Below are 11,653 nucleotides of genomic sequence, written 5' to 3' on the forward strand. Positions count from 1 at the left end.
CGTCAGCTTCGCAACACGCCGCCCGTCGCCTTCGCAACCTTCTCCACGATCTTTGCAGAAACCGCTTCGATCTCGGCATCGGTCAGGGTCTTGTCGCGCGGTTGCAGCCTGGCCGTGATCGCCACGGATTTCTTGCCCGGACCCATCTGCGCCTCGGCCTTCTCGCCCGCGAACTGGTCGAACACCCGCACGCTGTCGATCAGCGCCTTATCGGCACCGGCCGCTGCATTGACCAGCTTCAGCGCCTCGACATCGTGATCGACGACAAAGGCGAAATCGCGTTCGACCGACTGCAATGCCGAGGCGTCGAGCGCGGGGCGCGTGGTGGTGCGGGATTTCGGCAGCGGGATATTCGGGATATGGATGGTGAAGGCGACCGCCGGGCCCTTCACATCCATTTCGCGCAGGATCTTCGGATGAACCTCGCCAAAGCTTGCCAACCGGTTCGGCCCAAGCTGGATATTGCCCGACCGGCCAGGATGCCACCAGCCATCAAGCTTGCGGTCGATCTGGAACTTCGCCGGGGCACCTATCTCCGACAGGATGGCTTCGGCATCTGCCTTGGCGTAATAGATGTCCACGGATCGGCGCGAGCCATAGGCGTCGCGCGGCGCGGTCGAGCCAACAAGCAAACCGCTGAGCTGCAACGCCTGCTCCCCCGGTTCACCGCCCGAGAAAACCGGGCCGCATTCAAACAGCGCCAGATCACCAAAGCCGCGCGCCTGATTGCGCGCCGCCGCCGCCAGAAGACCGGGCAGCAGATCCGGCCGCAGATGCGTCATTTCGGAGCTGATCGGGTTTTCCAGCCGCACAGCGTCATCGCCGCCGCCGAACAGCGCCGCCGCCTTCGCGTCGATGAAGCTGTAGGTGACGCATTCGTTGTATCCAAGCCCGGCCGCCATGCGCCGCGCCGCACGCTCGCGCCGCTGCAGCGGGGTCAGCACCGGCTGGGGCACACCCGCTTGCGGGCGCGGCATCGGCCTGCCGACCAGCCGGGTCAGGCTGGCCACGCGCGCGACCTCTTCGATCAGGTCGGCCTCGCCCTGCACATCGGGGCGCCAGCTCGGGACATGGGCCATGTCACCGTCCATGCGAAAGCCCAACGCCTCCAGCGTCTGGCGCTGCACGGTCTCGTCGATCTCCATGCCGACCAGGCTGACGACGCGCCCGGTATCCAGCCGATAGGCGCGGGCATGATCGGGCGCCTCTCCGGCAATGACCGGCCCGGAGGCTTCGCCGCCGCAGAGATCCATCACCATCTGCGTGGCCAGGTTGAGGCCGGGAAGGGTGAAGTCCGGGTCCACGCCGCGCTCGAACCGATACCGCGCGTCGGAGTTGATCTTCAGCGCGCGTCCGGTGGCGGCGGTGCTGATCGGGTCGAAATACGCCGCCTCGATGAACACGTCGGTCGTCGTCTCATCCGCGCCGGTGGCTGCACCACCCATCACGCCTGCGATGGATTCCAGTCCAGTTTCGTCGCAGATCACCACCGCCCCCTCGGGCAGTCGGTATTCCCTGTCATCCAGCGCCAGCAGTTTCTCCCCGTGCCGTGCGGCGCGCAGATGCAGATCGCCCGGCATCTTGGCAATGTCGAACACATGCAGCGGCCGGTTCAGGTCGTGGGTGAAATAATTGGTGATATCGACCAGCGAGTTGATCGGCCGCAAGCCGATGGCACGCAGGCGCTTCTGCATCCAGTCCGGCGAGGGGCCGTTCGTGACGCCCCGCACCACGCGGCCGGTGAAATAGGGCGCCTTGGCCGCGATCGCCGGGTCGATGCTGACATTGACCGGGCTGGCAAAGCTGCCCTCGATATTCGCCTCGGCAAGCGGTTTCAGTGTGCCCAGCCCGCGCGCCGCCAGGTCGCGGGCAATGCCGCGCACGCCGAGCGCGTCGGGGCGGTTGGGCGTGATGGCGATGTCGAAAATTGGATCGATCTTGTCGGGGGCATGTTCCGCCAGCCAATCGGTGAAACGCTGCCCGACCTCGCCCGAGGGGAGTTCGATGATGCCGTCATGTTCGTCCGAGAGTTCCAGCTCGCGTTCGGACGCCATCATGCCATGGCTCTCGACGCCGCGGATCTTGCCGACGCTCAGCGTGGTGTCGATGCCTGGCACGTAATCGCCCGGCTTGGCCAGAACCCCGATCAAGCCGGTCTTGGCGTTCGGCGCGCCGCAGACGATCTGTTTCTCGCCCTCATCCGTCTCGACCAGCAGCACCCGCAGCCGGTCTGCATCGGGATGCTGTTCGGCCGCGATGACCTTGGCAATCGTAAAGCCCGACAGCCGCGCGGCGGGATCGACGATCTCCTCGATCTCCAGCCCCAGATCGGTCAGAACCCGCCCGATCTCCTCCACCGAGGCATCGGTCTCCAGATGGTCTTTCAGCCAGGACAGGGTGAATTTCATGGCGCACCTTGAATGAGAGGCGCTCGCCCCGTCGGGGCGAGCGTCGGTTTCATGCCTTCAACAATCCGCAGGCCGGGGCGTCAACCCCGCGCTTGCGGCAAATGCGGCTCAGCGGTCGTTCCGGTCCAGATATTCGCGGGTCAGCATGACCACGACCGGCGACAGCGCGATCAGCGAAATCAGGTTCGGAATCGCCATCAGCGCGTTCAGCGTGTCCGCCACCAGCCAGGCGAAGTCCAGCGTCACCACCGTGCCGACGAAGACCGAGACGGTCCAGAGCACCCGGAACGGCAACTCGGCCTTGGCGCCGAACAGGAACTCCCAGCATTTCTCGCCATAGAAGGCCCAGCCGAGGATGGTGGTGAACGCGAATACCGAAAGCAACAGCGCCAGAAGCTCCGAGCCGAAGCCCGGCAGCGCCGCCTCGAACGCCGCGGCCGACAGCGCCGCGCCGGATTCGCCGGTCGTCCAGACACCGGTGACCATGATGGCGAGCGCGGTCATCGTGCAGATGATGATCGTGTCGATGAAGGTGCCCATCATGCCGATCATGCCCGAATAGACCGGATCGCGGGTCGCACCGGCCGCCTGCGCGATACCGGCGGTGCCGAGACCCGCCTCGTTCGAGAAGATGCCGCGCGCCACGCCGAAGCGGATGCCGTGCATCACCGCCGCGCCCGCGAAGCCGCCAACCGCCGATGTCGGCGAGAAGGCCGAGGTGATGATCGTCATCAGCGCCCCCGGAAGCGCCGTCAGGTTCAGCAGCAGGATGATGCCCACCGCGATCACATAGATGACCGCCATGGCCGGGATCAGCTTTTCGGCGACCGCGCCGATCCGCCTGATCCCGCCCAGGATCACCGCGCCGGTCAGCACCGCCAGCACCACGCCGCTCACCCAGGTCGGCAGGCCGAACGCGGTGCCCATCGCCTCGGAGATCGAGTTCGACTGCACCATGTTGCCGATCCCGAACCCGGCCAGCCCGCCGAACACGGCGAAGGCCACCGCCAGCCAGCCCCAGCCCTTGCCGAGCCCGTTCTTGATCGCATACATCGGGCCACCGGCATGTTCGCCCTGGTCATCAACCTCGCGGTATTTCACCGCGACGACCACCTCGGCATATTTCGTGGCCATGCCGACGAACGCGGTCATCCACATCCAGAACACCGCGCCCGGCCCGCCAAGCGCGATGGCCGTGGCGACGCCGGCGATGTTCCCGGTCCCGATCGTGGCCGACAGCGCCGTCATCAGCGCCGCGAACGGGGTGATTTCCCCGTCCGCCGCATCGTCCGGCCTGCGGCTTTTCCCGATCATGCGGAAGCCGTAACCGATCTTTCGGATTGGCATGAATCCCAGCCGAAGCTGCAGGAACAGCCCGGTGCCCAGGATCAGCACGATCATCGGTACGCCCCAGACGATCCCGTTCAGCCCGGACACGAAATTATTTATAGTTTCCAACACTTTCCCTCCTTCTTTGCGCAATTGATAAGCGCGGGAGGACGGCTTTGTCGAGGGTGACGCAAAGATGAGCCCGCCCGCATCAGCAGCGCGGGGCGGATTTCCCGGCGCAGGTCACGCCGAAGGCCGGTTCGCCGGGCCTCGAAACATGGACCCGTGCGGCGGTGATTTCAGGACCGGTCCAGACTCAGCCAGTGAACAGCGCCAGCGTGGCGAAGACCGCACCGGCGCCCAGCCATGCCGGCTTGTTGCGCCTGGCCAGCCCGCCCAGCACCAGGCATGGGATGGCCAGGAACCACGCCCAGTTGCGCGCCATCACCGGGGCCGCGCCGTCCATCCAACCCGGCGACAGCAGCGCCAGCAGATAGCCGACCAGTGCCAGCAGCCCGAAATAGCAGGACACGGCCAGGCCGAATTCCAGTACCCGTCGCTCGGTCTGCTCGTCATTCCAGCGATGCGGTCGGCGCAGATGCCCGCGCGACAGCGCCATCAGCGTCACGGCCAGAAACGTAGCCGCCGCGATGCCAAGCACCGGCAACAGGAAAGCTTGCGAGACCGTGGTGCTGGCCGTTCCGTCCTGTGCATGCACGGCATCGACCAACCCGAACAGGCTCATCGAAGCAAGAAATGCCGTCGCATAGGCGGTGAGCGTGGTGGTGTTGGTCATCTGAACCCTCTGACTGACATATGGCGGCATCTCCGGCGGGTTGGAGAATAGTCAGCACGAGGCGGCTTGTCATCCTCGCGCGGGCCTCGGGTCGGTCACGCGCCCAAGGGTGTCGGCGTCAGATATCGGCTCCGAAACCGATACGATAAGGCTCCTGCTCTGCGACGGGCGGCACGGCCACCAGCATGAAATTAAGCTGCGAGACGTGCTGGACCACGGCGACCTGGGTCTGTCCCTCCAGCAGGCCATAGAACTCGATGATATTCGGGTTGCGATAGCCCATGCCGCGCACATGCACCGCGCGTTCACCGCCGAAATTCGCCAGTTGTATGCCAAGCTCGTATTTCTCCGGCAGCGATTCCTGGAACGCCTTCACCCGCGCGATGAGGTGGTCATAGACCTGCTTTGCAGCCTGCATGACGGCCTGATCCGCCTCGTCGCAGACCACATGGCCCTCGGCCACCGGTGCGAGGGCGGGCGGCGCGGCCTCCTTTTCCGACTGTTCGGGCTTTGCCGTCTTGCCCTTGGCGTTCTGCTTTTCGGATTTACTCGATTTTCGGCCCATGCCACCTGCCATGCCTTCGATATACTGGATTTGTCCTGCTTCCGCCTGCCACGCCGATCCGGCACGGGCAGCACCGGACGCGGGAGCAGCTTGCCTGCCGCCCCCGCGCCTGGCCCGCGATCAGTAGCCGACCGTCGCCGCCCCTGCGCGGCGCGGGTCGGAGGCCCCCAGAAGGAAGCTCGATTCCGGGTCGCGCATCACCGACTGGGTGGAGCCCATCACCTCCTGCAGCGAAACGGTATGGCCTTTCGCCTGCAGCGCACGCTGGGTGTCGATGCTGATCCCGTCCTCGATCCTCAGCTCGTCCGGCAGCCACTGGTGATGGATACGCGGCGCGGCGCTGGCTTCGGCCACATTCATGCCGTGGTCGATCATGTTCATGATGACCTGCAGAACCGTTGTGATGATCCGCGCCCCGCCGGGCGATCCGGTCACGAGCCAGACCTCGCCATCCTTGTTCACGATGGTCGGCGTCATGGAGGAGAGCGGCCGCTTGCCCGGCTCCACCGCGTTCGCATCGCCGCCGATCAACCCGTAGGCATTCGGCACGCCCGGCTTGGCCGAGAAATCGTCCATCTCGTTGTTCATCAGCACGCCGGTGCCATCCGCCACCAGCCCCGAGCCGTAGGAGAAGTTGATCGTGTAGGTGTTGGAAACCGCGTTCCCGTCCTTGTCGATGATCGAGAAATGCGTTGTCTCGTTCGATTCGTAAGGCGTCAGATCCGCCGGTCCGATCTGCTCGGCCGAGGCGGCATAGGTGGCGCTGATCTTGTCGCGCATGTCTTCGGCGTAGTCCTTGCTGGTCAGCGTCTCCATCGGCACGTCGACGAAATCCGTGTCGCCGAGATATTCAGAGCGATCTGCATAGGCGAGCTTCATCGCCTCGGCCATGAGATGGATGGTTTCGGCCGAATTCGCGCCAAGCGCGCCGATCGGATAGGCTTCCAGCGCGTTCAGGATCTGGATCAGGTGGATCCCGCCAGAAGAGGGCGGCGGCATGGACACGATTTCATAGCCGCGATAATCCCCCCGGATCGGCTCTCGCTGCACGGCCTGGTAATTCGCCATGTCCTCGACGGTGATGAAGCCGCCTGCGGCGGTCACCGAATCCGCGATGGCCTGCGCCACCTCGCCGGAATAGAAGCCCTCCGGTCCCTGCTCGGCGATCTTCTTCAGCGTCTCGGCCAGATCGGCCTGCACCAGCGTGTCTCCCGGCCGGTAAAGCGCGCCATCCTCCTTGTAGAAGATCGCCGCCGCCGATGGATAGCGGGTCAGCCGGTCCTTGAGCGATTCCAGACTGTCGGCCAGGTCGGGGGTGACGGTGATCCCTTCCTCCGCCAGCCGGATCGCCGGCGCGATCACATCCGCCCATTCCATGCTGCCATATTCGTCCAGCACCAGCTTCATCCCGGCGACCGTGCCCGGCACGCCGGAGGCTGCGCCGCTAAACCGCGACACGTCGCTGTCGGCATTGCCCTCCGCGTCGAGAAACATGTCGCGCGTCGCCGCGGCGGGAGCCATTTCGCGATAGTCGAAGGCATGGGTCTCTCCGGTCTCGGCATCATGGACCAGCATGAAGCCGCCGCCGCCCAGATTGCCGGCGCGAGGCAGGGTCACGGCCAGGGCAAATGCCACCGCAACCCCGGCATCGACAGCGTTGCCGCCCTGTTCCAGAATGTCGCGGCCGATTTCTGCGGCCACACGCTCCTGCGCGGAGACCATGCCGTTCTCGGCCCAGACCGGATGGGTCCGGTCCATGCCGGAGTAGATCGCCGCCTCCTGCGCATGCGCCGGAACCGCAGCCACGCCCGCCAGCGCAAGCGCCAAGGGCTGCCATGAAAATGAAATCAGCGTCCGCATAGTAACCTCCCCAATGAATGACATGGCGTCAGTCCAGCCGGGAATGGCCCCTCGGTCAACCGCTATGTGGCAGAGGACATCCGGGCGAGCCTTGCCGGGCCGCGTGGCCAGTCGGCCGACGCGACGCGGATCGGCCTAGAGTTCGCCCGGAAACAGCACCGCGCCGCGATCCGTCTCGGCCTCCGCGGCGTCGAGCATCGAGGCCACGCGTTCCAGCACCGAGACCATCATCGCCTGCTCCCAATCCGGCAGGCGCTCGAAATCGGTGGCGAAGCGCTGCTGAAGCGCATCGGGCGCGCGGCTGAGCGCGGAGACGCCCTGATCGGTCAAGGTAATGAGCGTTTGACGGCGATCGACCGGATTTGACTGGCGGCGGACATGTCCCGCCCGTTCCAGCTTGTCGATCATCGCCGTCACGGTCGCAGGTGCGACATGCATCCGCTTTGCGATGGTGGTTCCGGTGCTGCTGCCGGTTTCGGCGATGATCTGGATCACGCGGAGCTGCACGGGGGTCATGCCGGCCGACTGCGCCAGCTCCTTGCCGTGAAGCTCTGCCGCGCGAAGGATTCGCCTGAGCGCGATCAGGCAGACATCGATCCGATCCAAATGCGCCCCCAAAGCGAATTTCCGATCAGTCTATATTCGGGATTCGCGGGTAACGGTCAATTCCTTAACAAAGGACAATTTGTTTCACGAATTTTTCGATGCCCGAAAGACCCAATATAGCTTGACCAGAACGGCAACATCGAGGCTGAAATGGCGCTATGAGCGCGTGAAACGCCATGCTGCACTTGCAAAATGCTCAGGATGTGTTATTTAGTGTCTCGAAATAAATTGAGGATTGCGGCATGAAAGACATGATCGAGAACAAGCCCCAGACCGAACTGACCTTCCGCAAGCCGGAGCCGGAGGATGGTAGCGATGTCTGGGAACTCATCAAGTCCTGCAAGCCGCTGGACGAGAACAGCATGTATTGCAACCTCATCCAGTGCGATCATTTTGCCGATACCTGCATCCTGGCAGAGCGCGACGGTGTGCCGGTCGGCTGGATCTCCGGCTATATCCTGCCCGACGCCACCGACACGCTGTTTGTGTGGCAGGTCGCCGTCTCCGAAGAGGCGCGCGGGCTCGGGCTTGGCGGGCGGATGCTCGACAAGCTCCTGTCGCGCGACGACATGAAGGACGTGCTGAAGCTAAAGACCACCATCACCCGTGACAACGAGGCGAGCTGGGGCCTGTTCCGCAGCCTTGCCGAGCGGCATGACGGCGTGCTGACCGACGAGCCGCATTTCAAGAAGGACGACCATTTCGACGGCGAACACGCCACCGAATACATGGTCACGATCCGCTTTCCGGCGCCGGTGGCGATGGTCGCCTGACGGCCGACCGCCACCGCCCACATCTTTTCATTACATCCGAGGTACTCCCATGCCGACCGAGAAACCGGCCGATACCACTGTTTTCAATCGCCGCGAATCCGAGGCGCGCTCCTATTGCCGCAGCTTCCCGACGGTGTTCACCAAGGCGAACGGCTCGATCATGACCGCCGAGGATGGCCGCGAGTATATCGACTTCCTTGCCGGCTGTTCGTCGCTGAACTATGGCCATAACGATCCCGACATGAAGGCCGCGCTGATCGAGCATGTCAGCAATGACGGCATCGCCCATGGGCTGGACATGTTCACCACCCAGAAGGCCGCCTTCCTGGAGACGTTCGAGCGTCTGATCCTGAAGCCGCGCGGCATGGACTACAAGGTGATGATGACCGGCCCGACCGGCACCAATGCGGTCGAGGCTGCGATCAAGCTGGCCCGCAAGGTCACCGAACGCCGCAACGTGATCGCATTCACCAACGCCTTCCACGGCATGACCATGGGCAGCCTCGCGCTGACCGGCAATTCGGGCAAGCGAGAAGGCGCGGGCGGCGGCAGTCTGGCCGATGTGACCCATATGCCGTTCGAGAACGCGATGGGCGAGAATGACACGCTGGAATATATCGAATGGGCGCTCGACAACCCGTCCAGCGGCATTGATGCCCCGGCGGCCTTCATCGTCGAGCCGGTGCAGGGCGAAGGCGGGCTGAACGCGGCCAGCAAGGAATGGCTGCAAGGCATTCAGCGCATTGCCCGCAAGCATGGCGCGCTGTTCATCATCGACGACATCCAGGCCGGGATCGGCCGGACCGGCACCTATTTTTCGACCGAGGAATACGGGCTGGACCCTGACATGATCACCCAGGCCAAATCCTTCAGCGGGATGGGCCTGCCCTTCGCGGCGCTGCTCATCAAGCCGGAACATGACATCTGGAAGCCGGCCGAACATAACGGCACCTTCCGCGGCAACACCCATGCCTTCGTGACCGCGCGGGTCGCGTTGGAGAAGTTCTGGGCCGACGACGCCTTCTCGAAAGAAGTGCAGCGCAAGGGCGAGTATCTGCGCGAGCGGCTGCAGGCGATGGCCGATCTGATCCCGGATGCCACGCTGAAAGGCCGTGGCATGATGCGCGGCATCGATGTCGGCAGCGGCGAGCTGGCGGGTGAGATCTGCGCCAAATGCTTCGAGAACGGGCTGATCATCGAGACCTCGGGTGCGCATGACGAGGTGGTCAAGGTTCTGGCCGCGCTGACCACGCCGGACGAGATCTTCACCAAGGGTCTGGACATCCTGGAGGCTGCCCTGCGCGACGCCATCGGCAACAACCAGATCGCAGCGGAGTAATTGACATGATCGTACGTGATTTCAACAAGCTGAAGAATACCGACCGCGATGTGAAGGACGCGCAGTGGTCCTCGGTCCGCATGTTGCTGGCCGACGACAAGATGGGGTTCTCGTTCCACATCACCACGCTGGAAGCGGGCTCGGAGCACACCTTCCATTACAAGAACCATTTCGAGAGCGTCTATTGCATGTCCGGCAAGGGCTCGATCACCGATCTGGGCACCGGCGAGACCCATGAGATCACGCCCGGCGTCATGTATGCACTAAATCTGCACGACAAGCACACGCTGCGCGCCGAGGAAGAACTGGTCATGGCCTGCTGCTTCAACCCTCCCGTCACCGGGACTGAGGTGCATCAGGCCGACGGCTCCTACGCCGCGCCGGCAACGCAGGACGCATAAGCGCCGCCTTCGCACGCAACCCCGACACGCAATCAGAGGCCCGGCCCGACAACAGGGCCGGGGAAGCGGATTGACCGAACTCATTTTTCCCAAGCATACCGTAGAAAAGATCGGTGGCACGTCGATGAGCCGCCTGAAGGAGTTGCGGGACACGCTGCTGATCGGCGATCGCAAGGGTGCCGATCTGTATCACCGGATCTTCGTTGTCTCTGCTTTCGGGGGCATCACGAACCTGCTGCTGGAACACAAGAAGACCGGCGAGCCGGGCGTCTATGCCAGCTTCGCCAATGCCGCCGACGACCAGGGAAGCTGGCAAAGCGCGCTGAACCGTGTCTCCGACGCGATGCGCGAGGCGAATGAGGACATTCTCGACCACGCCGCGGACCGCAACATGGCCGATGAATTTGTCCGCGACCGGATCGAGGGCGCGCGTTCCTGCCTGATCGACCTGCAACGGCTGTGCAGCTACGGCCATTTCCGCCTGTCCACCCATATGATGGTGTTCCGGGAATTGCTGTCCGGCCTGGGCGAGGCGCATTCCGCCTTTGTCGCCACGCTGCTGATGAATCGCGCCGGAGTCTCGGCCCGCTATGTCGATCTGACCGGCTGGCGTGATGAGCGCGAATTCAGCCTGGACGAACGGCTTCATGCCGGTCTGGAAGGGGTCGATCTTGCCAATGAGCTGCCCATCGTCACCGGCTATGCGCAGTGCACCGAAGGGCTGATGGCCGAGTTCGACCGCGGCTATTCCGAGGTGACCTTCTCGCGTCTGGCCGCGCTGACCGGCGCGGACGAGGCGATCATCCACAAGGAATTCCACCTGTCCTCGGCCGATCCGGGTCTGGTGGGCGCGGATGCGGTGCGGAAACTGGGACACACGAATTACGACGTGGCCGACCAACTGGCCAATCTCGGCATGGAGGCCATCCATCCGAAAGCCGCCAAGACCCTGCGGCAGCGCCAGATCCCGCTGCGCGTCACCAATGCGTTCGAGCCGAACGATCCCGGCACGCTGATCGACGACGCGCCGGCCGAGGCAACGGGCGCAGAAATCGTCACCGGCCTGCCGGTCGTAGTGCTGGAGCTGTTCGAGCAGGACATGGTGGGTGTGAAAGGCTACGACGCCAAGATCCTGGAGGTGCTGGCGCGGCACAATGCTTTCATCGTCTCGAAGAACTCGAATGCAAACACCATTACCCATTTCCTTGCCACCACGCTGAAACGCGCCCGGCGGATCGAATCGGAACTGTCCGAGCATTTCCCCTCCGCCAATGTGACCGCGCGTTCCGCGGCCATCGCGTCTGCCATCGGTCGCGATTTGAAGGGACAGCGGGTGATGCTGCGCGGCCTGCAGGCGCTCGATGAGGCCGGGATCGAGGTTCAGGCCGCGCAGAAGCCGACCCGCGCGGTGGATGTGCAATATCTGCTCAGCCGGGACGATCTGGACCGTGCCATCGCGGTGCTGCACGGCGCGTTGATCGAATCGTCCAGATCGGCGGAGCCGCGCGCCGCCGCCTGACCTTCCGCGGCTTGCGTGACGGCGCGGGCGGGCCACGGCTCTCGCGCCGATGCGCCT

At 64.2% G+C, this 11,653-nt stretch carries 10 protein-coding genes; 4 read left to right on the top strand and 6 right to left on the bottom strand.

What is annotated here, in order from left to right; translation table 11 throughout:
- Positions 1 to 2: 2 nt before the first annotated feature.
- The 6 genes from pheT to BLT73_RS01850 all read right to left on the bottom strand — a co-directional run bounded on the left by pheT (position 3) and on the right by BLT73_RS01850 (position 7,564).
- The gene (gene pheT, locus BLT73_RS01825) at positions 3 to 2,408 is read right to left on the bottom strand and encodes a phenylalanine--tRNA ligase subunit beta (protein WP_090520325.1); all 2,406 of its coding nucleotides are present in this window, start codon (positions 2,406 to 2,408) and stop codon (positions 3 to 5) included.
- Positions 2,409 to 2,516: 108 nt separating this feature from the next.
- Entirely contained in the window at positions 2,517 to 3,866 is a 1,350-nt protein-coding gene (locus BLT73_RS01830) for an alanine/glycine:cation symporter family protein (RefSeq protein WP_090520327.1), read from the bottom strand.
- 187 nt (positions 3,867 to 4,053) lie between these two features.
- Positions 4,054 to 4,533, bottom strand: a complete 480-nt coding sequence (locus tag BLT73_RS01835) for a hypothetical protein (protein WP_090520329.1) — start codon at positions 4,531 to 4,533, stop codon at positions 4,054 to 4,056.
- A 118-nt stretch (positions 4,534 to 4,651) separates the two neighbouring features.
- Entirely contained in the window at positions 4,652 to 5,098 is a 447-nt protein-coding gene (locus BLT73_RS01840; RefSeq protein ID WP_090520332.1) for a DUF6173 family protein, read from the bottom strand.
- Between the two features lie 120 nt (positions 5,099 to 5,218).
- Entirely contained in the window at positions 5,219 to 6,958 is a 1,740-nt protein-coding gene (gene ggt, locus BLT73_RS01845; protein WP_090520333.1) for a gamma-glutamyltransferase, read from the bottom strand.
- Between the two features lie 135 nt (positions 6,959 to 7,093).
- The gene (locus tag BLT73_RS01850) at positions 7,094 to 7,564 is read right to left on the bottom strand and encodes a MarR family winged helix-turn-helix transcriptional regulator (protein WP_090520335.1); all 471 of its coding nucleotides are present in this window, start codon (positions 7,562 to 7,564) and stop codon (positions 7,094 to 7,096) included.
- Positions 7,565 to 7,806: 242 nt separating this feature from the next.
- On the opposite strand from BLT73_RS01850, the gene ectA reads away from it, so the two are divergent.
- The 4 genes from ectA to BLT73_RS01870 all read left to right on the top strand — a co-directional run bounded on the left by ectA (position 7,807) and on the right by BLT73_RS01870 (position 11,596).
- Complete coding sequence (gene ectA / locus BLT73_RS01855) at positions 7,807 to 8,337, top strand: diaminobutyrate acetyltransferase (RefSeq protein ID WP_176804845.1); 531 nt, start codon at positions 7,807 to 7,809, stop codon at positions 8,335 to 8,337.
- A gap of 49 nt (positions 8,338 to 8,386) precedes the next feature.
- The gene (ectB, locus tag BLT73_RS01860) at positions 8,387 to 9,676 is read left to right on the top strand and encodes a diaminobutyrate--2-oxoglutarate transaminase (RefSeq protein ID WP_090520336.1); all 1,290 of its coding nucleotides are present in this window, start codon (positions 8,387 to 8,389) and stop codon (positions 9,674 to 9,676) included.
- A gap of 5 nt (positions 9,677 to 9,681) precedes the next feature.
- Positions 9,682 to 10,077: an ectoine synthase gene (locus tag BLT73_RS01865; RefSeq protein ID WP_090520338.1), complete on the top strand. Its 396-nt coding sequence runs from the start codon at positions 9,682 to 9,684 to the stop codon at positions 10,075 to 10,077.
- 70 nt (positions 10,078 to 10,147) lie between these two features.
- The gene (locus BLT73_RS01870) at positions 10,148 to 11,596 is read left to right on the top strand and encodes an aspartate kinase (RefSeq protein WP_281246288.1); all 1,449 of its coding nucleotides are present in this window, start codon (positions 10,148 to 10,150) and stop codon (positions 11,594 to 11,596) included.
- The last annotated feature ends 57 nt before the right edge of the window (positions 11,597 to 11,653 follow it).

It is taken from the genome of Paracoccus isoporae (genome assembly GCF_900101865.1).
Lineage (GTDB): Bacteria > Pseudomonadota > Alphaproteobacteria > Rhodobacterales > Rhodobacteraceae > Paracoccus > Paracoccus isoporae.

Bases quoted from the DNA above. Each gene is read 5' to 3' on its own strand.
- pheT (WP_090520325.1), bottom strand. From the start codon at position 2,408: ATGAAATTCACCCTGTCCTGGCTGAAAGACCATCTGGAGACCGATGCC.
- BLT73_RS01835 (WP_090520329.1), bottom strand. From the start codon at position 4,533: ATGACCAACACCACCACGCTCACCGCCTATGCGACGGCATTTCTTGCT.
- BLT73_RS01840 (WP_090520332.1), bottom strand. From the start codon at position 5,098: ATGGGCCGAAAATCGAGTAAATCCGAAAAGCAGAACGCCAAGGGCAAG.
- ggt (WP_090520333.1), bottom strand. From the start codon at position 6,958: ATGCGGACGCTGATTTCATTTTCATGGCAGCCCTTGGCGCTTGCGCTG.
- ectA (WP_176804845.1), top strand. From the start codon at position 7,807: ATGAAAGACATGATCGAGAACAAGCCCCAGACCGAACTGACCTTCCGC.
- ectB (WP_090520336.1), top strand. From the start codon at position 8,387: ATGCCGACCGAGAAACCGGCCGATACCACTGTTTTCAATCGCCGCGAA.
- BLT73_RS01865 (WP_090520338.1), top strand. From the start codon at position 9,682: ATGATCGTACGTGATTTCAACAAGCTGAAGAATACCGACCGCGATGTG.